Below are 22,896 nucleotides of genomic sequence, written 5' to 3' on the forward strand. Positions count from 1 at the left end.
CCTGAAACCTTGCAGGCGGATGTCTTGTTCCGGATTATTCCTTGGGTTCGAAAAATCCTGGCTGAACGACACCATCCTTTAATACCGGCGGATGATAAATGGAATCAGGTGATGCACCAGTCCCGAGTGCCGTTACAATCAGGATTGCCGCCGCCAGCGCCACACCAATACCAAGCAGCAAAAGCCACGGCCCTTTGTCCCAGGGCGGAATAACATCATGCCCTTCTCGAATCGCCTTTGCACGCGCCCATTTAAGCCAAAGACCGTAAACAAGAAACGGCAGGATTACGGGAATGGCAATCTGAATAATCTGTCGCAGCATTACCGATAGTCTCCAATCATTACCGTTCAGTACTCGCCTTAAGAACCTCGCTGAAATTCACCAGCATTCCAGCCGTTGCCCCCCAGATGTAATATTCCTGATACGGGATGGCAAAATAGCGGCGCTTTGCCCCTTCGAAGGTCACGGTCTGAAGTTTCTGGTTCTGCGGTTCAACAATGAATTCCAACGGTACTTCAAATACTTCTGCCACTTCATGTGCATCGGGTGCAAGGTCGAAAGGCGGTGTGATCAGCCCAACAACCGGCGTCACCCGATATCCGGTTACAGTGTAATAATCGTCCAGACGACCAACCAGTTCGATATGCGCGCGCGACAGCCCAATTTCTTCCTCGGTTTCTCGCAGGGCGGTTTCCTCAAGCGTATTGTCATGGTCTTCCTGACGACCGCCGGGAAAACTGATCTGACCGGCATGATCGCTAAGATGATCGGTGCGGCGCGTCAAAATCACATGCAGGCCTTCGTCGCGACGTACAAGCGGCACAAGAACCGCTGCCGGACGCGCAATCAATTCCCCCTCGGCAAATTCGCGCGCGCGTGATTTCGATCCCGGATAGTCAACCGCATGGTCCCCACGCCGCTGCAGAATATCATCACGCGGCGCATTCAATGCGGCAATGATCTGGGCCGGTGTCATTCGCCAGCCTCCAGCGTTCCGATCTCGAAGAACTGATTGTGACTGTAAACACCAATACGCATTTTGCCGGTCTCCGGTTCTTTAAGCTCGTCAGCCATATCGACCAGCTGATAAAATACAGCCCGGTTCAGTCGGGCCTCAAGACCGCGATCAAGCTTCACATATGGCGACGGTTCACCAGTTTCGGGATCGTGTTCAACCCTTAAACCATGATTTTCATCAAGCTCGACCCACTGATCAATATTGGTGCGAAAACGGATGACCGATGCCGCGCCCTCGCCGGTTTTTTCCAGTTCGACCGCAATGAAAGCAACATCTTCGACCTCAATCCGCGCCATCTCGGCCGGGGTCACCAGCCAGTGCCCCCCTTCCTCGTCGCGTTGCAGGACAGATGCGAAAAGTTTGACAAGTTCGATACGGCCAATCGGCCCACCTTGATAGAACCAGGTTCCATCACGACCTATAGACATGGGAATGTCGCCACAGATCTGTGGATGGCGTCCGCCTGCCGGTTTTCCGGCGCGAAGGCGGGTCCAGAGCTTTTCGGCAAGATCGACGGTTTTTTCGTTACTGCTCATGCTATACACTTAGGTCCGAAACCAAAAGATTGCGCGCTTTTATAACGCTGATACCATCCTTATTGGGTAACCGGCTTCGATTACCGGCACAACAGAGGAAGCAAAGTTTCCTGTCATGACAAACGCGCCACGTTTTCCCGAAGAAATGGGTCTTTCACAAGACAGCAGCCTTGAACGCGACGCAGGGCGGCTTGACGCCTGTGTTGGCCGGTTGGACGAAGCCCGCAAGATGGTTTCATCTGTTATATTTGGGCAGAATGAAGCCATAGAGCAAACACTTATCGGCATTTTATCCGGCGGACATGTCCTGATGGTCGGTGCGCCCGGACTTGGCAAGTCATTACTGGCCCATACATTGGGAAAAGTCCTTGGCCTGCTTGATAAGCGTATCCAGTTCACACCCGACCTGATGCCAGCAGATATCCTTGGCTCCGAAGTTCTGGAAGAAGGCGCGGACGGCAAACGTGCATTTCGTTTCATCAAAGGCCCGGTTTTCTGCCAGTTGCTTCTGGCCGATGAAATCAACCGCGCCAGCCCGCGCACCCAGTCCGCCCTGTTGCAAGCCATGCAGGAACGCGAAGTATCCGTCGCCGGTTACAGCCACAAGCTTCCGGAACCGTTCCACGTTCTGGCAACCCAGAACCCGCTGGAACAGGAAGGCACCTATCCCCTGCCCGAGGCACAGCTTGATCGTTTCCTTCTGGAAGTCCGGCTGGGCTATCCCGATCAAGATGAAGAACGACGCATCGTAACCGAAACCACTGGCCGCTATCCTGTGCGCCCACGGCAGGTGCTTCAGGCCGACGATCTGGCCGAAGCACAGGATTTCGTCCGGCGTCTGCCGATGCCCGACCGGGTGCTGGATACCATCATTGCACTTTGCCGCGAATGCCGACCGGAAAGCACGCATATGGCCGATATCCGCGATAATGTTGCCTGGGGCCCCGGCACGCGTGCGGCACAGGCCCTGTCGCTTGCCTGTCGTGCCCGTGCCATGCTGTTTGGCCGCTTCGCCCCCTCGATCGAAGATATCGAAGCCCTTGCCGTTCCGGTGCTTCGCCATCGTTTCGGCTTGACCTATGGGGCACGTGCCGAGGGTTTCACCGCCAGAGGCCTGATCACCAACGCGTTGGAATATCTGCAGGAGAAATAAGAATTGGCATTGGCCGCGGTCCACGATCATGTTGCAGCCGCACGTGCACTGGCGGCCCGATTGCCGCAACTGATCGATGAAAGCCGACGCATGGCGATCAGCTTGCGAAGCGGCCTTCACGGCAACCGCAAAGTCGGCCCTGGCAGCGATTTCTGGCAGTTCCGCCCCTACATCACTGGCGACCCGACCAACCAGATCGACTGGCGTCGTTCCGCGCGTAGCGATCATACCTTTATCCGTCAGACCGAATGGCAGGCCAGCCACAATTACTGGATCTGGCCGGTTCTATCGCCATCCATGTATTGGTCATCGGCACGAGACATCCCTTTCAAGGCCGAACGCACCCTTGTCATTTCCATCGCACTTGCCGATCTGCTGCTGCGCAACGGGGAAACGGTCGGAACATTCGATGCCGAACGGACCCGCATCACATCTGCCGAACATCTTGAAAAACTGGCCCACGCCATGCTGGCAAGCCCGGGCAACATCACCGACCATGCCGGTTCGATGCATGCCGGTCGCAAACATTCCGTTCTGGTGCTGGGTGATTTTCTGGAATTCGTCGATAGCAAGCAGTCGCCGGTCCGCGCGATCAAGACCCTTGGCCAGTATCAGAATGACGGTGCGCTGGTGCATGTTCTTGATCCCGCTGAAATCGAGCCCCCCTTTACCGGCCGGGTCAATTTCGTGGATACCGACGATCAGATGATTTACCGCAGCGAACGGTTTGAAGACCTTCGGGAAGGTTTCCGGCAGCGGGCCAAAACCTGGCGTGCCGACATCCGCGACGCCGCGCGTGAAAACGACTGGCTGTGTGACCAGCATGTGACTTCGGAAAGTGCAAGCCCGACCCTGCTTGCGCTTTATCAGCATCTAAGCGAACGCCAAAGCCAAAGTGGCTCTAACGGACGTGGTCGTCCGGCGATGAACCGCAACAGCCCGACGAGGCCGCGATGAACCTTGCGGCCATCACCTTTTTATATCCTGCGATGCTGGCCGGTCTTCTGGTTCTGCCGATTGTCTGGCTGATCATCAGATCCGCACCAAGGTCGCCCAAACAAGTCGTGTTTCCGGCGGCCCGGTTGTTGCGGGGGCTTCGTGCCAACCGGCGTGACATGCAACGTGCACCAATCTGGCAAACGCTTTTACGCTGCCTGATCCTGACCATGCTGATCCTCGCCGCCGCGCGACCAGTCCTTAACAGAACAGAATTTTCGCGCGACGAGGGCGCTATTCTGATCATTGCCGAAAACAGCTGGTCATCAGCAGCAAACTGGCAGGAATATCGCACCGGCCTTAGCCAGATCATCAATCAGGCACGGCTGGACTTGCGCAGTATCTATATCGCACAAACCGCACCCGAGGCATCCGGCGCAACAACAACAAGATTACCCGATATTATCGGCCCGATATCGCCGCACGAAGCTGACCGTTTTATTGATCGACTGCATCCGCGCCCATGGGCCCCCGATTATACGGCTCTGTCAAACCGGATTGCCGATCACCAGCATATGGCCAATTCCATCGGCAGCATTATGTGGCTGACGGATAATATGGAACACCCCGCAAAGGCCGATCTTGCCAACGAACTTGGTACCATTGCACCGATTACCGTACTTGGTACCAAACGTGAAAACCGCATCACGGTTCAATCGCTGACACGCAACCGTACCGGACTTGATATCACCTTGGCCCATCAGAATATGAATGCGCCAGGCGAATTTGCCCTTCTTGCGCGCAATGAACGTGGTCAGGTCCTGTTGCGTCACACTGTAAAAATTGAACCAGCAACCCATCAGACCAGAACCCAAATCCCACTACCCAGCGACATCACCAATTCGATACAGTCCGTAGGAATAGAAGGTATAGAATCCGCTGCCACGGTCTTTCAAACCGGTGCCCGCTGGCAACAGCGAAAAGTCGGCGTGATTGTCAGTTCCGGAGATAGTCCGGTGCTGCTGTCGGATCGGTATTTCTTTCTGGACCGGGCAATTTCCCCCTATGCCGACGTGACCTATGCACCACTTGGAAAGCTGCTTGAAAGCGGGATGGATATCCTTGTCGCCACAGGGCCGATTTCCGGCCTTGGCAGCCAATATTCAGCCCTTGAACGCTGGGTCCGCGATGGCGGTATGCTGGTGCGTTTCGCAGGGGACAGCACGACCGAGGTCGAACCGGAATTCCTGCCTGTGACGCTGCGTCTTGGCAATCGGGATTTCGGCGGATCGATGTCATGGGAAAAACCGAAACGACTTTTGGCATTTCCGGAAACCAGTCCATTTTTCGGCGTCCTGATTCCCGAGGAAATTACCATCAATCGGCAACTTCTTGCCGAACCCGATCCGGAAATTGTTGCCAAAACATGGGCCCGCCTGACTGATGGCACCCCGCTGATTACAAGTGCCCCGCGCAATGCCGGGCGAATTGTTCTTTTCCATGTGACCCCGTGGGCCGATTGGTCGAACCTTCCGATGTCGGGCCTGTTTGTCGAAATCTGGCAACGCCTTTTACCCCTTGCAAGCCCAAGTGACCGGTCTGAGGCCGAACTGCAAACAAGCCTGCCGGCCCAATCCGTGCTTGATGGCTTTGGCCGTGCTCATCAACCTGATGCAACGACCCTGCCCTTGCGCACACCGTTGCCGATGCCCGATCCACGGCATCCGCCGGGGATATACGGCAAAAATGGTCAGGCCGTTGCGCTTAACCTTGGCTCATTCCTTGAAAATCTTGACAGTCAGGTTCGCTGGCCGTCCGGCACGGTCATACGCGAAATCACCGATCAGGACCAAATCGATCTTGCCGCGATGTGCCTGATGGCTGCGATGCTGCTTCTGATCCTTGACGGGGTTGCCCTGATACTCGTCCATCACGTCAGTCTGAGACGTACCCGGCATAAAGATGCGCTGACATCTTTCCTTCTGCTGGCATTTATCGGTGCTTCGGCAACGATGCTGCTGGGTGGCCGCGACGCCAGGGCGGTCGAAACACAGGCCGCTGCTTTGCAACCGCGTCTCGCCTATCTCAAGACGGATGTTGCCCCGATTGACCGTCTCAGCCAGTCGGGACTTGCCGGATTGACCGAAATCCTGCGTCGGCGAACGGCCGCTGACCTGGCCGCCCCGGATGCCATTGACCCCGAAGCCGACGATCTCAGCTTTTATCCGCTGATCTATTGGCCGCTGGTTGACGGACAGCAACCTTTTTCGGACTTTGCCCGGACGCGTATCAACCGATATCTCGATAGCGGCGGCATGATCCTGATTGACAGCCGTGATCAGGAAGTCGAACCCGCCCGCCTGCGTCGATTACTGGCCGGGCTGGAAATCCCGATCCTTGATAAGGCACCGGGGGATCATATCCTGTTTCGCAGTTTCTATCTGCTGGACCATGCCTATGGCCGCTTTGCCGCGCCGCTTTGGCTTGATGCACGGCCCGATCAACGGTTGGACGGTGTTGCGTCTGTTCTGTTTGGCGGGAATGACTGGGCATCGGCCTGGATGCTGAACGAAGGCATCCAGACAGAGAGCCGCACCGATGACATTTCCCCGCGCCAGCGCGAAATGGCCTGGCGGTTCGGGGTCAACCTGGTGATGTATGCGCTTACCGGCAGTTATAAGGGGGATCAGGTTCATTTGCCGGCAATCCTTGAAAGGCTTGGCCGATGAACAGAAGCTGGCAGGATTTTCAGATCGCACCATTACTTGATATCGGGCTGCTGCAAATACTTGCCATCGCCTGTGTAGCCGCCATCCTGCTTTTTGCGGTATTTCGCCTGCGGGGCACGATCTGGCGGGCAATCGCGATGGCGGTCATGCTGCTTGCACTGATTGCGCCGCAATTTACCGATCAGAACCGTGAAAAACTAAGCGACATCGTCCTTGTGCTGGTGGATCGTTCCAATAGCCAGAATATCGGCAGCCGCACCGACCAGACGGATGCCGCGATCTCGCAGATACGCAACCGCTTTGCCGATGATCAAAGTATCGAACTGCGTATCGAAGAAGTGCCGGGCGAAACCGACACCCTGATGTTTGCCGCCCTTGACCGGCTTCTTGGCGGAATCCCGCGCGAACGACTGGGTGGTGTCGTCATGATTACCGATGGGCAAATTCACGATATTCCCGCCAGTCTGGATCTGGGTGCGCCCCTGCATGCGCTCATTACCGGGCGCGAAGATGAACATGACCGGCGTTTGCAAATTCGCCAGACCGCCGATTACGGTATCGTTGGCAAGAACGCGGATTTCATGGTCGAAGCCATTGATCACAACCTTGAGACAGGAAGTCCGGTATCGGTCCGCATGCTGCATGAAGATGGCACCGAACGGAACCTGACGCTGCCGGCCAACGAACCGCACCGCGTCACCATTCCTGTGCCCCACGCCGGGCCGGTGATCGCCGAATTGCGCATGGATGAAAATCCTGACGAAACAGATCAGACCAATAACCGGCTGATCCTTGAAACGACCGGCGTTCGTGATCGGCTCCGTGTCCTGCTGCTTTCGGGCGAACCGCATCCCGGCGAACGGGCATGGCGGAACCTTCTGCGTGCCGATCCCGGTGTTGATCTGGTGCATTTCACGATCCTGCGCCCACCGGAAAAAGGCGACGATACCCCGATCAACGAATTGGCTCTGATCCCATTTCCGATCCGTGATCTGTTTGAAGTGCGCCTGCGGCAGTTCGATCTGATCATTTTTGATCGCTATCAGATGCGCGGGGTTTTGCCTGCCCACTATCTGGAAAAGGTGGTGGATTATGTCCGATGGGGTGGTGCCGCCCTTGTTGTCGCCGGGCCGGAATATCTTGGATCTGATGGGCTTTCAAACACGGTTCTGGGTGATTTGATGCCGGTTCGGGCAACGGGCCGTGTCATTGAACGGCCTTTTGCGCCGCGCGTGAACACAGCCGGACGCATTCATCCGGTGACAGCCCCGATTGCCGGTTCAATCAATACCCCGCCCAAATGGGGCCGCTGGTATCGGCAAATCGAAACCCGGGAAACTGACAATGACGTCATGACGCTTTTGACCGGGGCGGATCAATTACCCCTATTGTCTTTGCGGCGTGTTGAAGAAGGCCGGGCAGCTATGTTGAGTTCGGATCAGATGTGGTTGTGGCAGCGCGGCCATGATGGTGGCGGACCGATTGCCGAATTACTGCGCCGATTGTCGCACTGGCTGATGAAGGAACCGGCCCTTGACGAAAACACCATTGCCACCGAACGCAGCGCCGATGGTAAAAGTCTGACCCTGAGCTGGCGCAAGATCGGGGCTGAACCGACAACCGCAACCGGTGCCGATCCGGAAACCGGCCAAGTCGTGCGCACAACATTTGAACGAACATCGGATCAGACATGGCAGGCCACCCTGCCCATCGCAGAGCGCGGCCTGATCCGCGTTCAGGCCCTTGATCGCGACGGCGTTACCCAGTCGGCATTGCATGTCGACCGCGATGTTCTGACCAGTGAACGTCGCAACACCAACTCGACATCAGACCTGTTACGAGAACTGGTTCTGGCAAATGGCGGATATATTGATCGCATCGAAAAAGGGCTTCCCGATTTCCGTCGGGTGAAAGAAGAACGTGTCTGGTTTGGCACAAACTGGGCAGGCTTGATGGAAACGGAAAGCTATCGCACAGTGATTGGCGGCATTACCAATCTGTTGCCTCTTCCGGTCGTTGCTATTCTTCTGGGGTTGATGTGTCTGATCGGCTGGCGGATCGAAAGCAAATAGCCTTAGTCGACCGGATACATTGTTTTGTGGAAATTACATAATCCACCGCGAAACTTTTCCACCAGAAAATCAATGAAAATACGCACCTTGGTCGGTAGATGGCGTCGTTCCGGATATACGGCATAAATCCCGCCACTGGCCAGCGAATTATATTCCTTAAGGATTTCGACCAGCGACCCTTTTTGAAGCGCCTCGGCAACGATGAATTCCGGTTCACGCGCGATACCAAGGCCCCGGATCGCTGCGAACGAGGTAAAATCACCATTGTTACACGACATGACCGGATTGACGCGGACATTAATCTGGCCTTCGGGTCCTTCAAATTCCCAGACATTCGGGCTGGGAAGGTTGGTATAGGCAAGTGTCCGGTGGTTGGCCAGTTCGGTCGGGTGTTTGGGTTCACCATGTTCGGCGATGTAGCCCGGCGATGCCACGACGTAACCGTTAAAGTCGGCAAGCTTGCGGGCAATCAGGCTGGAATCCTTTAACCGGGTGATGCGAATGGCCATATCGAACCCTTCGGCAACCAGATCAACCATGTGATCGGCCAGATGAATGTCAACATGCAGTCCGGGATGCAGGCCCATGAATTCAGACACCAGATCGGGCATGTAACGCTGGCCAAATGTCAGCGGGGCCGAAATCCGGAGCGTACCCCGCGGTGTGCCCCGTAAATCGGTCAGAGCATGTTCGGCTGTTTCGATTTCCTCAACCACGCGCGCGCAGTGTTGATAAAAAGTTGCCCCCGCGTCGGTCAGGCTCAACCGGCGTGTCGTGCGATTAAGCAAACGAATGCCAAGACTGTCTTCAAGCTTGGTAACATGCTTGCTGACTGCGGATTTGGACATGGCAAGTTTGCGCGCGGCACCGGAAAAGCTTTGCTCCTCCACAACGCGGGCAAAAACCGTCATTCCATCCAGATTGCCGATCAGCATTGCTTTGCCCCTGTCCGAGTACCGAATAATTGTTGCCCATTTGGAAACAAATTAATGTCATATCGCCCGATTGCATTCAACGGGGAAATGACGATGATGGGAACAACGACCCCGGCCGCGCGTAATCGGCATATCACGGGACCACAAAAAACCGGAGGATACGATTATGGGCCTTTTGGTCGATGGAGAATGGAAAGACCAATGGTACGACACGAAATCGACCGGTGGTAAGTTCAAACGTCAGGACGCCGCTTTTCGGAACTGGCTGTCGAAAGACAAGGACGCCGAATTTCCTGCCGAAGCTGGTCGTTATCACCTGTATGTTTCCTATGCCTGCCCGTGGGCACATCGCACGCTGATCTTCCGCGCCCTCAAGGGACTGGAAGACATGATTTCAGTTTCGGTCGTGCATTGGCGCATGCTTGAAAATGGCTGGGAATTTGCCCCTGATGACGGGCTGCCCGACCATCTTGGCAATCACCGTTTCATGCATCAGATTTATACTGCGGCAAAACCCGATTATACTGGACGGGTTACGGTGCCGGTTCTTTGGGACAAGAAAACCAACCGGATTGTCAGCAACGAATCTGCCGACATCATCCGGATGCTCAACACTGCCTTTGATGATCTGGGAGCCAAACCCGGCGATTACTATCCAGAAGATCTGCGCAGCGAAATCGATGCGATCAATGGCCGCGTCTATGACGATGTGAATAATGGTGTCTACAAATCCGGCTTTGCGACCGCTCAGGATGCCTATGAAGACGCTGTGACAACGCTTTTTGGCACGCTGGACTGGCTGGAAGACCGTCTGTCGACCCATCGCTATCTGGCGGGTGATCGTCTGACAGAGGCCGACTGGCGGCTATTCACCACCCTGATCCGGTTTGATCCGGTCTATCACGGGCATTTCAAATGCAACCTGAAAATGCTGAAGGACTATCCCAATCTTTGGGCCTATACGCGCGAACTTTATCAGGTGCCCGGCATCAAACAGACCGTGTTCTTTGAACATATCAAGGGCCACTATTATGAAAGCCACCTGATGATCAACCCGACGGGCATCGTGCCCAAGGGACCTGTTCTCGATCTTGATATGCCACATGGCCGGGACAAACAGTTCGCCGGATAGATAACACGCCCTGCCCGATTTGTTGGCAGACAATACCACGCCCAAACAAAAACCCCCGCAGAAGCTCTGCGGGGGTTTTGCATTCCGAAAACCGGAAACTATTAATTCAGGCGACCTTTGATTTCCGCAATTGCGCTATCGACAAGCTCGTCTGCCTTTGCAGCAGTAACCTTTTCGGAAACCAGTGCAAATGTGGCCTGTGCCGCGATTTCGGCCACACGGGCACGAACTTCGGCAATGGCCTGGGTTTCGAGATTGGCAATACGGTCCATGGCCTGCTGTTCACGACGCTTGAGCGACGCTTTCAGTTCAGCCTGGGCGTTCTCCAGCATGCGGTCGGCTTCCACCTTGGCATGGGCGCGGATTTCATCCGCTTCCTTCAATGCTTCGCGCTGTTTGGCCTGATACTTGGCCAGAAGCTCCTGAGCTTCTTCACGCAGGCGCTGTGCTTCATCCAGCTCTTCCGAGATTTTCTGCGCACGCTTGTCGAGTGCACCGGAAATACCCTTAACAGCCTTGAAGCCGCCGAAACCGGCAACCAGCAAGAAAGAAAGCGTGGTCCAGGTGTAAGGATCGGTAAGGAACGTAACCTCGTGCGGGGTTGCCATCTTCTTACTCTCCTACAATCGCCGAAACGGCCTTGTCGGCAGTTTTGGCCTGAACCTTGACACCGATAAGCTTGTCGGTTGCTTCACGGGCGATTTCGGATGCAGCTTCGGCCACACCTTTCATTGCGTCGTCTTTCGCACCGGCAATTGCCTTTTCGGCATCAGCGGTCTTTTTCGACAGTTTCTTGACCAGCGCTTCGGTTTTCGCAGCTTGCTCTGCAGCTGCTTTTTCCGTTGCTTCGCGAATATCTGCCTGTGCGGCATCACGAGCTTCTGCCAAGGCAGCCTCATACTTCGCGATGGCGGCATCGGTTTCGTCTTTCAACGCCCGGGCCTTGCCAAGATTGTCTTCAATGGTCTTGTGACGGCGTTCCAGAACTTCGCCAACCTTCGGCAGCGCGATTTTCGACATCAGGAAATACAGGATGCCAAAAATAACGAACAGCCAGAAGATCTGTTCCGAGAACGTCGCAATATCAAACTGCGGCATAGCCTACTCCCGAATTCAACGACACCGGCGAGGGGTCCCCTCGCCGGGCCGAGTATTCGCGCAAAAGGCGCCGATTAGCCGAACAGAACGATCAGCGCAACGACGAGTGCGAACAGTGCAATAGCTTCGGTAACGGCAAAGCCGATCCAGCCATACAGTTCAACGTCGCCTTTTGCAGCCGGGTTACGGCCAACAGTCGCAATCAGGCTCGACCAGATGTTACCAACCCCGATACCGGCACCAATCATGCCAATAGCAGCCAGGCCAGCACCGATCATCTTAGCAGCATCGAGTTCCATAACTTCACCCTTTCGAATTTCTTAAAGGCAATCAGAAGAGATCACACCGGTCCACTAGCATTAGTGCATGTGGATTGCATCATGGAGATAGATGCAGGTGAGAATGGTGTAGACATAAGCCTGAAGCGCAGCAATGCCGAACTCCAGAACCGTAATCCCCGTCAGAAGAGCAAACGGAAGGACGCCGAAGATGCCGATCAGGCCGACGAACCCGCCAATCACTTTCAGCATGATGTGTCCGACGGTCATGTTCGCAAACAGTCGGATCGCCAGGCTGAACGGACGAGAGAAATAGGAGATGATTTCAATCGGGATCAGAATGAAGGCCGTTGCAATCGGCGCACCTGCCGGGAAAAACATCCGGAAATAATGCGTACCGTGGCGAACGAAGCCGATAATGGTCACACCGATAAAGATCACCAGAGCCATCGCAAAAGTCACAGCGATATGGCTCGTAAAAGTAAAGCTGTGCGGGATCATGCCAAGCAGGTTCCCGAACAGAACAAACATAAACAGGGTGAAAACGAACGGGAAATACTTGCGCCCCGCGGTCCCCACGTTATCTTTCAACATATTGGCGACGAATTCATACATCACCTCGGCTGCACCCTGCCAACGGCCAGGTACCAATGCCCCACGACGCATGCTGAGCGTCATGAAGCCCGTTACGAGAACGGCTGCGATCACCATCCAAAGTGCGGAGTTGGTGAAGGAAACATCAATGCCGGCAACCGAAAGCTCGGCCAAGGGCTTGATTTCAAACTGCTCTAGCGGTCCAGCCACCGTAATCCTCGCTCAATCTTTTGAGGGCCAAGGCTAATCCTTGTCCCCCTGCTTGCGCTCCCCCATCGCGCGTCCAAGTCCGACTGCACTGTCGAATCCTTTGGCCACGCGATAAGCGTTAAGACCACCAGCACCTGCTCCGAGAAATACAAACAGAACAAGCAGCCAGGGCGTCGTACCAAGCACCCGATCCAGCGCCCAGCCAATCAATAGTCCAACAAGAACAGCAGCGATCATTTCCGCCGAAATTCTCATTCCTAATGCCATCCCTTGGGATGGTTTGCCGGTCGCCCGTTTCGGGCTGTGCGTTTCTTCACGCTTGCTTGCTACGGCCACCAACTTGCTTTCAAGCTCTGCTAATGAAGCGCGATCTTTATCATCGCTCATTGTCGTGAACCCCGCTGTGGCAGCCTTGCAAACGTCGCAAGGAAATGCGCGGGCAACATACTTAGCGCCCCATAGGCTGTCAAGCCGTAAAACCCCACCTTGCCGGGGGCACAAAATTGACATTAAACATCTGTTTTATAACAATTTTACCGTCGAAATGTGTGATCATTCACATTTGACGTTAGGCGATAGTCGCAGCCGCATTTATCAGACTTTTCCATAAACAACCGCTTGCAACCGGCGGTTTCCCTTGGTTCACGGCCCGTTGAACCGCTGAATTGGGCTTCTGAGTAACCATTGTGAATTCAATCGCTTTTTATTGATTTCCGCCTTTTGTACCGTGTTTTGGCACCGGTATCCCGCCCAAGGTCCGATACGGGCTGGAACACGCAGTCATCAGCCATGCCGATTCATCACAAATCCGCCCGCGCCGTTAGCCGCAAAAACACCGATCAAGGATCACTTCGGCAAATTAACCGACAAACGGCGTTGACCATCCTGCTGCTGCCAGCCGCTTTCGGATGACGATGCCAGCATCCAGTCGAACTTGTGAAACAGCGCCCAGACAGCGGCCAATGTATTGTCTGCAATCTGGTTCATATCGATGGGCTGTTTGTGCAGGATTTCGTCACGCAACCGGGCTGATATATCGCCAAAGGACGTCTTGCCATCAAACAGCGCTAAAAGCCTGGCCAAGTCAGGTCCACCGGTCAGATCGACCGCATTACCGGTTCCATCCGCAAGGATAATCGGTTTGCCTGCATTGGTCAGCATATCGTCAAAGAAACCGTCAGAAGGGGCGACAAAGAACCACGGGCACAAATCACGATCCGGCATTGTCGTTGTTGCCGCCGCACGTTTGGCATCAGAACGTGTAAGATAAAAGGCATGCAACGGCATCGCACAGCTGTAACGTTCACAAAATGCCTGCTGATCGCGAAGCGGCAAAGCCATCAGATCCCGCAGGATTTTCGGGTCCGCAACATGGTTTTCAATGCTGTAATGCGCCTTTCCGGTGCCGCCAAAACCGAAAAAGCCGGTAAAGGCAGCAACATCAAGCCCTGCCGAGGCAGCAAAGTCATAGACCCCGTGCACGTCATAGGCACATTCAACCGGATGCAGCAGCAAATCGACAATCTCGGGATCGTTTTCCAGCAACCCTTTAATAAAGCCCGGACCACCCCCCATTTTAAGCAGCATGTTGCCTTCGGGAAGCATCGAAAGAAGGCTTCGGGTCATGGCAAGCTGCTCATCAAGCGTCTTTCCGGGCAGAAGCGGTGCAACCATCTTGCGCCACTCGGTCACGGCAAGGCGGCCATGTTCCCCATACAGCATGGTACCGATGCAACCATCATTGGCCAGAACCGACACCAGATCACGAAGACCTTGTTCGGGAACCTCAAGGTGATGCAGCACACCGGCACAATTGATGTAATCGAACTTTTCCGGTGCGGTCGCGGCAAACTCGCCAATCGTTGCATTCACATAGGTAATATTGGTCAACCCACGTGCTTCGGCGCGGGCACGCGCCACCTTGGTGCTCGCACTTGATGGTTCCAGATATGTAACCTGCCCGCCGCAATCGCGCAGTTGTTCGGCCAGCCAGACAAGACTGTCACCTGTACCGCCCCCTGCAACAAGCGCACGAAATCTCGCATCAATCTTCTTGCGTCCGCCGAAACCGTAATGATTGACCCGCGAAAGGGTGTCCATCGGCGGCATCAGCAACCGTTCCTTTTCCTCCTGCGGGTCACGCATGGGATAAGGAAATTGCTCGTATAACGCACGGACTTCTTTGGACATTTTCGCAATTTTCCCGGTTGGAGTATCTCACCAAGCCTCCCTCTTAACCCAAAGGCAGAGACGAACGAAACCCAAATACCGGAAAAATCATCAATTGGTAAAATCGAGCTCTTTTTGCTCTTTCTGGGAATAGACCTCGGCCTGGCGCAAATCGACCGACACCAGCGAGGAAACACCACGTTCAGCCATCGTCACCCCGAACAGGCGGTTCATGCGGGCCATGGTCATGCGATGGTGGGTAATCACAAGGAAACGCGTGTTGGCATGGCGGCCAATAGCTTCAAGCAATTTACAGAACCGGTCGACGTTGGCGTCATCAAGTGGTGCGTCAACTTCGTCGAGCACGCAAATCGGTGCCGGGTTGGTCAGGAACACCGCAAACAGAAGCGCAACAGCGGTCAATGCCTGCTCGCCACCAGACAGCAATGAAAGGTGCTGCAATTTCTTGCCCGGCGGGGATGCCATGATCTCTAGCCCGGCTTCCAGCGGATCGTCCGCATCGGTCAGCATCAGATGCGCCCCGCCACCGCCAAACAGGCGGACAAACAACTGCTGGAAATGTTTGTCGACTTCGTCAAATGCCGCTTTCAGGCGGTTGCGTGCTTCGCGGTTCAGCTGGTTGATACCATTGCGCAATTTATCAATGGCGGCGATCAGGTCATCGCGTTCGGAAACCAATGTGTCTTTCTGTTCTTCCATCTCGGCCAGTTCGACCTCGGCCCTCAGGTTAACCGCACCAAGGTTTTCGCGTTCGCGCGACTGACGCTGCAAACGGGCCTCGATATCGTCTTCGGATGGCAATTCCTTGGTCTGATCGATTTCGGCCAGTTCGACAAGCTGATCAGGCGTCGCATTAACCCGTTCGCGAATGCGTTCGATCAAATCGCGACGATGCTGTTCTGCCTGCTCCAGAAGGGCTTCGCACCGAACCCGGCCTTCGCGGGCCTCGGCCAGTTTCTGTTCCGCTTCCTTAAGGTTCTGATCGGCTTCGCGCTGCGCATTTTCGGCACGCACCAGTTCATCCGCCGCGTCCTTGCGTGCCTGATCGGCAATCTCGATACGGTCGGAAAGGATCGCGCGGCGCTCCTCGATCTCGTCGGGCTTAAGTTCAAGCTCCTCGATCTCCATGCGCGCTTCTTCCTGACGTTCACGAAGCTGGGCCACACGTTCGCCTGCCCCCGATGCGCGATCATTCCAGGATGCGATTTCGCTTTCAACAAATTCAAGTCGCTTGCGACGCCCCGATGCATCACGCTGCATGCGTTCAAGCTGGCTGCGCGCTTCCATCTGATCGGCGCGCGCGTCCGAAAGCTCGGCACGTTTTTCAATCAGTTCGGCCTTGATTTCCATCAGGCCTTCGCTCGATTCCTCGGGCGTTGCCGCCAATTCTTCCTGCTCGGCGATCAGTTCATCAAGGTCCTGCTTGGCACGCTTTTCGGCTTCTTCGGCGTTTTGCAGGCGTCCTTCAATGGCACTGGCGTCACGTTTGATATTGGCAATTTCTTCTCGCGCGCGGGCCAATGATCCCTCTGCCTCGCGAAGGGCACGGTGGGCTTCCTGTTCGCCGTTGCGTGCGGCTTCAACATCTTCTTCAAGACGTTCAACATTTTCCCGCGCTGTATCGGCCTTTTCCACTGCAAGCTCGACCGCGTCGTCGATCTCTTCAAGCTCAAGGCGTAATTCTTCAAGTCGATTACGCTGTCGCAAACGTGCGGCTGCCGGAAGCTCCGCGCCAACCTTGATCCGATACCCGTCCCAACGCCAAAGCGCACCTTCACGCGACACCAACCGCTGCCCGGTTTTCAACGTCTTGGCCAGCCAGTTACCGGTTGCCTCGTCATCAACAACCCCGATCTGCCAAAGGCGTCGGTTCAGCAATGCCGGACCATCAACAAATTTCGCCAGTGCCTGGATCCCTTCGGGCAGGGCAGGGTCATCTGCGTCGGGGTCAACCGCCGACCAGTGCATCGGGGCATCTTCGGCATCGGGCGCGTCAAGGTCCTCGCCAAGTGCCGCCGCCATCGCCATTTCAAGGCCGCTGGTCACCGAAAGCTTTTCGATCACCGCCGGGAACTGCTGATCGGCATTGCCCTTGACCAGACTTTCAAGCGCCTCGATCTCGGCGACAAGCCGCGCCTTGCGGCTTTCGACATCACGCAGGGCATCGCGCGATTCGGTTTCCGCCGTTTTCAGGCTGTCTTCACGGTCGCGCAATTCGGCAAGACGCATTTCGGCATCTTCGATGGCAAGCTTGCGCTGCTCGCAAAGTTCTTCGCATTCCTCAAGCGCCAGACCGGCCTCTTCGAGGGCGTCGGTAAAATCGGCTTCAACCCGGATATCATCAAGGCGGGCAACGACCTCGTCATAGCGTTCGGTCAAACGTGACCGGCGGGCGGAAAGCTCGCTTAACCGCTGCTGAACGCTTTTAAGCCGGGCTTCTTCGGCGGCTGCCCGGTTGGTCAGTTCGTCAACCTGCCCTTCCAGCGTTTCAACCCTTGCGGCCTGCGCGACGGCGCGTTCCTTTGCCTCGTCAAGCTCGTCATCCTCGCCGTCCTGGGCTTGACCCAGCTCTTCGCGTTCTGCCTTAAGCTTGTTCAACGCCCCTTCGGCGTCGCTTGCCAGTTCGGCTTCACGCGCAAGGTCGGCATCAATCTGCTGGATGCGCGCACGAAGCTGCGACATTTGGGTTTCGATCTGTGCCTTGTCCTTGTCCAGTCCCTCACGCTCGATCAGCATGCGCTGAAAGGCCGCTGCCGCATCGCTTTCCTTTTTGCGAAGATCCGGAAGGCTTGCCGCAATATGGGCCTGAATGGTCGTTGCCTCGGTCACCTGACCGGTCAGGTCACGCACGGCACTTTCGCCTAGCACCAGCAATTCACGGGCATCTGCTTGCCGTTTTTCGGCATCGGTCCAGCGGATGTGGAATAGCAGAGCCTCCGTCTGGCGGATGCTTTCGGAAAGTTTGCGATACCGTTCGGCCTGTCGCGCCTGCTTTTGCAGAGACGCGATCTGGCTATCGAGTGTGACCAGAACGTCTTCAAGGCGTTCCATATTCTGTTCGGCATTTTTAAGCCGAAGCTCGGCCTCGTGACGGCGTGAATGCAGGCCGGTAATACCGGCAGCTTCCTCCAGAACCAGTCTGCGCTGACTTGGCTTCGCTCCGATCAGCGAACCGATCTTGCCCTGTGACACCATCGCGTTTGACCGTGCCCCGGTCGCGGCATCGGCAAACAGCAATTGGACGTCACGCGCACGGACATCCTTGCCATTGACCCGATAATTCGACCCGCCGCTGCGTTCAATACGTCGCACGACCTCAAGCGTTTCGTGATCGTTAAACATCGCCGGTGCTTTGCGTTCGGCATTATCCAGAACGACGGTAACTTCGGCCACGTTCCGCGCAGGACGCGACGATGTCCCGCCAAAAATAACGTCGGACATGTCCGAGCCGCGCATCTGCTTGGCAGAGGTTTCACCCATGACCCAGCGCAGGGCTTCGACAAGATTGGATTTACCACAGCCATTCGGGCCGACAACACCTGTCAGCCCGTCTTCAACCAGCAATTCGGTTGAATCGACGAAGGATTTGAACCCCGTCAGCCGTAGCGATTTAAACTGGACCAATCATGCCCCCGATCCGTCCCTTCCCCTGATTGCCGGATGTCGCATCTGCAGCATCCGGCAGGATCATATTTATCAGTTGGTCAGATCTTCGACTTTGTCTTCAAAGAACTTCAGATCGCGCGAACCGGCAAAGGTTTCACCATCAATCACAAAGCTCGGCGTTGAATTGACCTTGAATTCCTGTTCGCCGCGCATGCGCGATGCAACAATCCCATCGATCAGGGCCTCGTCCGCCATGCAGGCATCAACCGCATCGCCATCCATACCGGCAAAACGAACCACCTGTTTGATGCCTTCAATCGGGTCCGCGGCCCGTGCCCAGGTCATCTGCGATTTGAACAGCATGCCCAGAACACCGAAATAACGGTCATCACCGGCACATTGCGCAACAGCAGCCGCACGAACCGCAACACCATCAAGCGGATAATCGCGGAAGATCAGCTTGGCCTTGCCGGTATCGATCAACGATTTCTTGATCTCCGGCAGGGTTTCATTATGGAACGTGGCGCAATGCGGGCAGGTCAGCGACGCATATTCGATGATCGTCACCGGCGCATCCGGATTGCCAAGCACATGTTCCTTATATTCTACAGCCTTGGCCTGCTGCGCCCCGACAACACCAATCGCAAATGCACATGCGACCGCAAAAAACTTAACTGCCTTCAGCAAGGAAACCTCCGTTAAAACAATATTTTGTGATTACAAGCCTGTTGCAGCGCGGGAGTCAACACGCCCCCCAAAAGCGCTAATGAGCCAACGAGTCGCCAACATCGTTTGGAAATGCGGCAACTCCGTGATCAAACATTATGGGAAAATGATTCGATCCGGCCCGCATCGGAATAAGGCTTTGGGCCACCGATTGGCAAATGACTTACACGTGATTTTAAACGCAATTTCACCGGCTATTTCTTCTGTCCCGGTTGCCCCCGCGCGTGAACATCCCCCGAAATGCGGCGTCCAAGCCGGGTTAGCACTTCGCGCAGATGCGGGTCTTCAATTTTGGCGATATCGATCTCGCTGGTTTCGCGGATCGGACCTTCGGGCACATTTTCCGGCCGTTTGACGGTGCGCTCCGGGCGGGAAATATCGCCCTGCATCATCTTGATGCGTTCAACCGCGCGATATCCGAAATAGGTATTCACCCGGTCGATGATCTGCGGCATGCGGTGCTGTAATTCAATCGCCACCGGTCCCATCACCCGGATCACAAGGGTTCCGCCCCCGGCATTTTCGCCGCGTGGCGGATTGTATTTGACCGGCATGGTGAATTGTTCAAGATCGCGACCGACAATTTCGGACCAGTGCAAAATGATTTCGGCCTGAAAGAAACCGCGTTTACGGACCAGCGGACGTGTCAGATTGCCAACCATGGCGGCAATATTGCGCAACCCCATGCGGCGTTCCGAACTGCCCATCGGGGTAATCTTTTGTTTCTTTTTGACCGCATTTTTTGCCGCAACCATATCGGCACGCTGATCTGGCGTGCTATGTGTCGGCGTATCGGTCATATCTTTTTGCTTGCTCACGCCCGCTTCTTTCGTAGGGTCTGAATCTGACCTAAACGTAATTACCCGTTTTCATCCCCGCAACATAACACGGGAACGCCGTGCATTTCACCAACGACGAAATCCATCACCTCGGTCGGACCATGCTGGACTGGTATGACCGTCATCATCGCACCCTTCCATGGCGTGCCGAACCGGGCGACGCACAAGACCCTTACCGCGTCTGGCTTAGCGAAATCATGCTGCAACAGACCACCGTGATTACGGTTGGTCCCTATTTCGCAGCATTCCTGCAACGCTGGCCGACCGTAACCGATCTTGCCAATGCCGATCTCGATGAAGTTCTGCATGCCTGGCAAGGTCTGGGATATTATGCACGCGCACGCAACCTGCACAAATGCGCCAAGGTTGTTGCCGATGAATATGGCGGCCGGTTCCCCGATACCGAAGAAGGCCTTCTGAAGTTGCCCGGCATTGGCCCCTATACCGCCGCCGCCGTTGCAGCCATCGCCTTTAACCGCCATTCAAGCCCGGTCGATGGCAATATCGAACGGGTTATATCCCGCCTGTTTGCCCTTGAAACCCCGTTGCCCGACGTCAAACCCGAAATCAAGGAAAAGTCGGCGGCCCTGACCCCGTCCGACCGGCCGGGCGACTATGCGCAGGCGCTGATGGATTTGGGCGCAACGATCTGCACGCCACGCAATCCGGCATGTGGCATTTGCCCGTGGCAGGCTTCCTGCGAAGGCCGCAAATCGGGCATTGCCCCGGAACTACCCAAAAAACGTAAGAAACCCGCCAAACCAACCCGGGTCGGATATGCCTTCTGGATACGACGCGAAGACGGTAAAATCCTGGTCCGGCGCCGCCCGGAAAAGGGTCTGCTGGGTGGACTTTACGAAGTGCCGGGCAGTGACTGGCGCGCGATTGAGGCACCGGACGATGTGATGTTGTCCGAAGCCCCGATCAAGGCAAGTTGGACGGAACTGGATGGTACTGTCGGGCACACTTTCACCCATTTCCATCTCGATGTGACGGTCCTTGCCGCCAATATAGCTGAAAGCGACGCAGCAAAACTTGATGGCAGCTGGACAACGATTGACGGGTTATCTGAATTCGCTCTGCCGACGGTGATGAAAAAAATCGTGCGTCACGCGCTGAAATACCACTAGGTCGGCGTCAACCGGCCCTTCAAAACGCAAAAAGAAGGCCCGTTGCCATTCCGGCGCGGGCCTTTTAAATCGTTAATCAGGTGGTCAAGCGTATATATCAATAACCTGCCCACGGCCCGTGCTGCTCGGCGGGGCCGATTGTTGTGACGTGTCGGTTTCTGCCACCTGATCGACCCGCTGGGTCGGCGGTGATTGAAGATCGTTACCACCGGTTTCGGCGATCGGTGCCGCTGCCTGCTGGATCTGGACCGGGTTCGGTGCGTAAGCGGCACTACCTGTTGCGCCAACCTGCATGGGGCTCTCCATCTATCCTTACGGATAATTCCAAGATTCAATATATAGCAAGAATTGCCCCCGAATGCAAAAGGCCGGAAGGTTTCACAACCATCCCGGCCTTCCAGATCAGATCATTTTAAGCGTGCTGCACCGCACGAAATCAGGCGGAAACCTGCCCTATTTCCTTGCGAAGCTGACTGCGCAGATTGTCGATCACAACCAATCGCCCGTCACACTTGTAATGCCAATAAGTCCAGCCATTACAAGCCTGTGCGCCCTGAACATGGGCACCGATCTGATGAATCGAACCGGCATTGTCCTTGTGACTGATTGAGCCATCGGCACGAACAAGCGCTGCAACATTGCCGCGGTTGTCATAAATCTTGTCGCCCGGCGCCAGAAGACCGCGTTCGATGACCGCACCGAACGGAATACGCGGAAGTGATCGCTTCGACTCCGTCATCTCAAGGCTTTCACCATCAAGCATCTGAACCTTGGCAATGCGTTCCTTGGCGGCCTTTGCATATTCTTCTTCGCGCTCAAGCCCGATGAAGTGACGACCAAGGCGGCGCGCTGCCGCACCGGTGGTGCCGGTACCGAAGAACGGATCAAGTACGACATCACCCTGACGGGTCGTTGCCAGCAGAACACGCTGCAACAATGCTTCGGGTTTCTGGGTCGGATGGACCTTTTTACCCTTTTCATTCTTCAGGCGCTCGGACCCAGAACAGATCGGCAGCAACCAGTCGGACCGCATCTGCAATCCTTCGTTAAGCTGCTTCATCGCTTCGTAATTGAACGTGATCGCCTTCTGCTCGGCATTTTTCGAACACCACAGCAGGGTTTCATGCGCATTGCAGAAACGTTTGCCACGGAAATTCGGCATCGGGTTGGTTTTGCGCCACACGATATCGTTCAGGATCCAGTAACCGATATCCTGCATCACCGTGCCGACGCGATAAATGTTGTGATACGAACCGATCACCCAGATCGCACCGGTATCCTTAAGGACACGGCGCGCGGCGGTCAGCCAGTCGCGGGTGAAATCGTCATAGTGACGGAAACTGTCAAACTGGTCCCAATGATCGTCAACCGCGTCGACCTTGGAATTATTAGGGCGCAGCAGATCACCACCCAGCTGCAGGTTATAGGGCGGATCGGCGAAAATCAGATCGACCGACTTTTCCGGCAGGCTGTTCATCAGTTCGATGCAGTCCCCGACCATAACCTGATCAAGCGGTAAGGATGTTTTCTTTGTCATGATGCGTTCCAGGTTCCCCCATATTTCTTGAGGAAAGCATCACCGCAAAAAGTTAATAGACTCCGAAAATTTCCAAGGAGTCGCCACAGTTTCAAAGTAATTTCAGCCGTTTAGACAATCTTAACCGGTTCGGCCCAAAAACAGGAAGATTTTCATCCCGGACAGTAGCGGTCAAA

The 22,896-nt window shown here is 55.4% G+C and carries 21 protein-coding genes; 6 read left to right on the forward strand and 15 right to left on the reverse strand.

Translation table 11 applies throughout. From position 1 onward, the window contains the following. Positions 1 to 34: 34 nt before the first annotated feature. Genes BC440_RS17995 through BC440_RS18005 form a run of 3 tightly spaced genes read right to left on the reverse strand, consistent with a single transcriptional unit; the run spans position 35 to position 1,555 of the window. Positions 35 to 322 carry a hypothetical protein gene (locus tag BC440_RS17995; protein WP_007089055.1) on the reverse strand — a complete coding sequence of 96 codons (288 nt, stop codon included), beginning with the start codon at positions 320 to 322 and terminating at the stop codon, positions 35 to 37. 19 nt (positions 323 to 341) lie between these two features. Further along, positions 342 to 977, reverse strand: coding sequence for a CoA pyrophosphatase (locus BC440_RS18000; RefSeq protein ID WP_071240839.1), 636 nt, complete (start codon positions 975 to 977; stop codon positions 342 to 344). Then, positions 974 to 1,555, reverse strand: coding sequence for a DUF1285 domain-containing protein (locus BC440_RS18005; RefSeq protein WP_063095302.1), 582 nt, complete (start codon positions 1,553 to 1,555; stop codon positions 974 to 976). The genes BC440_RS18000 and BC440_RS18005 overlap by 4 nt, the downstream gene beginning before the upstream one ends. A gap of 115 nt (positions 1,556 to 1,670) precedes the next feature. Between BC440_RS18005 and BC440_RS18010 the strand changes: the two genes are divergently transcribed. The 4 genes from BC440_RS18010 to BC440_RS18025 are packed head-to-tail and all read left to right on the forward strand — an operon-like array spanning position 1,671 to position 8,445. Then, positions 1,671 to 2,708 (forward strand): MoxR family ATPase, encoded by a 1,038-nt coding sequence (locus BC440_RS18010; RefSeq protein WP_007089058.1) that lies wholly within the window; start codon positions 1,671 to 1,673, stop codon positions 2,706 to 2,708. Between the two features lie 3 nt (positions 2,709 to 2,711). Further along, on the forward strand, positions 2,712 to 3,665 hold the full coding sequence (locus tag BC440_RS18015) for a DUF58 domain-containing protein (protein ID WP_071240840.1): 954 nt from the start codon (positions 2,712 to 2,714) through the stop codon (positions 3,663 to 3,665). After that, entirely contained in the window at positions 3,662 to 6,373 is a 2,712-nt protein-coding gene (locus BC440_RS18020; protein WP_071240841.1) for a DUF4159 domain-containing protein, read from the forward strand. The genes BC440_RS18015 and BC440_RS18020 overlap by 4 nt, the downstream gene beginning before the upstream one ends. Continuing rightward, positions 6,370 to 8,445 (forward strand): hypothetical protein, encoded by a 2,076-nt coding sequence (locus tag BC440_RS18025; protein ID WP_071240842.1) that lies wholly within the window; start codon positions 6,370 to 6,372, stop codon positions 8,443 to 8,445. Before BC440_RS18020 ends, BC440_RS18025 begins: the two co-directional genes overlap by 4 nt. A gap of 2 nt (positions 8,446 to 8,447) precedes the next feature. Here the strand turns inward: BC440_RS18025 and BC440_RS18030 are convergent, their stop codons facing one another. Continuing rightward, a complete protein-coding gene (locus BC440_RS18030) occupies positions 8,448 to 9,380 on the reverse strand; it encodes a LysR family transcriptional regulator (protein ID WP_037990543.1) in 933 nt (310 codons plus the stop codon). A 166-nt stretch (positions 9,381 to 9,546) separates the two neighbouring features. Between BC440_RS18030 and BC440_RS18035 the strand changes: the two genes are divergently transcribed. After that, entirely contained in the window at positions 9,547 to 10,512 is a 966-nt protein-coding gene (locus BC440_RS18035) for a glutathione S-transferase family protein (protein ID WP_071240843.1), read from the forward strand. 101 nt (positions 10,513 to 10,613) lie between these two features. Here BC440_RS18035 and BC440_RS18040 read toward each other — a convergent pair whose 3' ends face one another. From BC440_RS18040 to BC440_RS18080, 9 genes are all read right to left on the reverse strand, one after another. Beyond that, entirely contained in the window at positions 10,614 to 11,120 is a 507-nt protein-coding gene (locus tag BC440_RS18040; protein WP_007089064.1) for a F0F1 ATP synthase subunit B, read from the reverse strand. A gap of 4 nt (positions 11,121 to 11,124) precedes the next feature. Beyond that, complete coding sequence (locus tag BC440_RS18045; RefSeq protein ID WP_007089065.1) at positions 11,125 to 11,610, reverse strand: ATP synthase subunit B'; 486 nt, start codon at positions 11,608 to 11,610, stop codon at positions 11,125 to 11,127. Between the two features lie 74 nt (positions 11,611 to 11,684). Continuing rightward, positions 11,685 to 11,909, reverse strand: a complete 225-nt coding sequence (locus BC440_RS18050; protein WP_007089066.1) for an ATP synthase subunit C family protein — start codon at positions 11,907 to 11,909, stop codon at positions 11,685 to 11,687. A gap of 60 nt (positions 11,910 to 11,969) precedes the next feature. Then, positions 11,970 to 12,692, reverse strand: coding sequence for a F0F1 ATP synthase subunit A (locus tag BC440_RS18055; protein WP_007089067.1), 723 nt, complete (start codon positions 12,690 to 12,692; stop codon positions 11,970 to 11,972). 33 nt (positions 12,693 to 12,725) lie between these two features. After that, the gene (locus BC440_RS23575) at positions 12,726 to 13,079 is read right to left on the reverse strand and encodes an AtpZ/AtpI family protein (RefSeq protein ID WP_071240844.1); all 354 of its coding nucleotides are present in this window, start codon (positions 13,077 to 13,079) and stop codon (positions 12,726 to 12,728) included. A gap of 459 nt (positions 13,080 to 13,538) precedes the next feature. After that, complete coding sequence (locus BC440_RS18065; protein ID WP_071240845.1) at positions 13,539 to 14,882, reverse strand: class I SAM-dependent methyltransferase; 1,344 nt, start codon at positions 14,880 to 14,882, stop codon at positions 13,539 to 13,541. A gap of 90 nt (positions 14,883 to 14,972) precedes the next feature. Beyond that, a complete protein-coding gene (gene smc / locus BC440_RS18070) occupies positions 14,973 to 18,506 on the reverse strand; it encodes a chromosome segregation protein SMC (protein WP_071240846.1) in 3,534 nt (1,177 codons plus the stop codon). A gap of 72 nt (positions 18,507 to 18,578) precedes the next feature. Further along, positions 18,579 to 19,175 (reverse strand): thioredoxin domain-containing protein, encoded by a 597-nt coding sequence (locus tag BC440_RS18075; RefSeq protein WP_071240847.1) that lies wholly within the window; start codon positions 19,173 to 19,175, stop codon positions 18,579 to 18,581. A 233-nt stretch (positions 19,176 to 19,408) separates the two neighbouring features. Beyond that, the gene (locus tag BC440_RS18080; RefSeq protein WP_007089071.1) at positions 19,409 to 20,032 is read right to left on the reverse strand and encodes a DciA family protein; all 624 of its coding nucleotides are present in this window, start codon (positions 20,030 to 20,032) and stop codon (positions 19,409 to 19,411) included. 80 nt (positions 20,033 to 20,112) lie between these two features. Between BC440_RS18080 and mutY the strand changes: the two genes are divergently transcribed. After that, complete coding sequence (mutY, locus tag BC440_RS18085; RefSeq protein ID WP_139192143.1) at positions 20,113 to 21,183, forward strand: A/G-specific adenine glycosylase; 1,071 nt, start codon at positions 20,113 to 20,115, stop codon at positions 21,181 to 21,183. Positions 21,184 to 21,267: 84 nt separating this feature from the next. On the opposite strand, the gene BC440_RS18090 is transcribed toward mutY, so the two are convergent. After that, positions 21,268 to 21,477: a hypothetical protein gene (locus tag BC440_RS18090; protein ID WP_071240848.1), complete on the reverse strand. Its 210-nt coding sequence runs from the start codon at positions 21,475 to 21,477 to the stop codon at positions 21,268 to 21,270. Positions 21,478 to 21,619: 142 nt separating this feature from the next. Continuing rightward, the gene (locus tag BC440_RS18095) at positions 21,620 to 22,720 is read right to left on the reverse strand and encodes a site-specific DNA-methyltransferase (RefSeq protein ID WP_071240849.1); all 1,101 of its coding nucleotides are present in this window, start codon (positions 22,718 to 22,720) and stop codon (positions 21,620 to 21,622) included. Positions 22,721 to 22,896: the final 176 nt, after the last annotated feature.

The organism is Thalassospira sp. MIT1004, from assembly GCF_001858545.1.
GTDB classification, from domain to species: domain Bacteria; phylum Pseudomonadota; class Alphaproteobacteria; order Rhodospirillales; family Thalassospiraceae; genus Thalassospira; species Thalassospira xiamenensis.

What these genes read in the sequence shown, in the direction of transcription:
- BC440_RS17995 (WP_007089055.1), bottom strand. Translation starts at nt 322, where the DNA reads ATGCTGCGACAGATTATTCAGATTGCCATTCCCGTAATCCTGCCGTTT.
- BC440_RS18000 (WP_071240839.1), bottom strand. Translation starts at nt 977, where the DNA reads ATGACACCGGCCCAGATCATTGCCGCATTGAATGCGCCGCGTGATGAT.
- BC440_RS18005 (WP_063095302.1), bottom strand. Translation starts at nt 1,555, where the DNA reads ATGAGCAGTAACGAAAAAACCGTCGATCTTGCCGAAAAGCTCTGGACC.
- BC440_RS18010 (WP_007089058.1), top strand. Translation starts at nt 1,671, where the DNA reads ATGACAAACGCGCCACGTTTTCCCGAAGAAATGGGTCTTTCACAAGAC.
- BC440_RS18020 (WP_071240841.1), top strand. Translation starts at nt 3,662, where the DNA reads ATGAACCTTGCGGCCATCACCTTTTTATATCCTGCGATGCTGGCCGGT.
- BC440_RS18025 (WP_071240842.1), top strand. Translation starts at nt 6,370, where the DNA reads ATGAACAGAAGCTGGCAGGATTTTCAGATCGCACCATTACTTGATATC.
- BC440_RS18030 (WP_037990543.1), bottom strand. Translation starts at nt 9,380, where the DNA reads ATGCTGATCGGCAATCTGGATGGAATGACGGTTTTTGCCCGCGTTGTG.
- BC440_RS18035 (WP_071240843.1), top strand. Translation starts at nt 9,547, where the DNA reads ATGGGCCTTTTGGTCGATGGAGAATGGAAAGACCAATGGTACGACACG.
- BC440_RS18040 (WP_007089064.1), bottom strand. Translation starts at nt 11,120, where the DNA reads ATGGCAACCCCGCACGAGGTTACGTTCCTTACCGATCCTTACACCTGG.
- BC440_RS18045 (WP_007089065.1), bottom strand. Translation starts at nt 11,610, where the DNA reads ATGCCGCAGTTTGATATTGCGACGTTCTCGGAACAGATCTTCTGGCTG.
- BC440_RS18050 (WP_007089066.1), bottom strand. Translation starts at nt 11,909, where the DNA reads ATGGAACTCGATGCTGCTAAGATGATCGGTGCTGGCCTGGCTGCTATT.
- BC440_RS23575 (WP_071240844.1), bottom strand. Translation starts at nt 13,079, where the DNA reads ATGAGCGATGATAAAGATCGCGCTTCATTAGCAGAGCTTGAAAGCAAG.
- BC440_RS18065 (WP_071240845.1), bottom strand. Translation starts at nt 14,882, where the DNA reads ATGTCCAAAGAAGTCCGTGCGTTATACGAGCAATTTCCTTATCCCATG.
- BC440_RS18090 (WP_071240848.1), bottom strand. Translation starts at nt 21,477, where the DNA reads ATGCAGGTTGGCGCAACAGGTAGTGCCGCTTACGCACCGAACCCGGTC.
- BC440_RS18095 (WP_071240849.1), bottom strand. Translation starts at nt 22,720, where the DNA reads ATGACAAAGAAAACATCCTTACCGCTTGATCAGGTTATGGTCGGGGAC.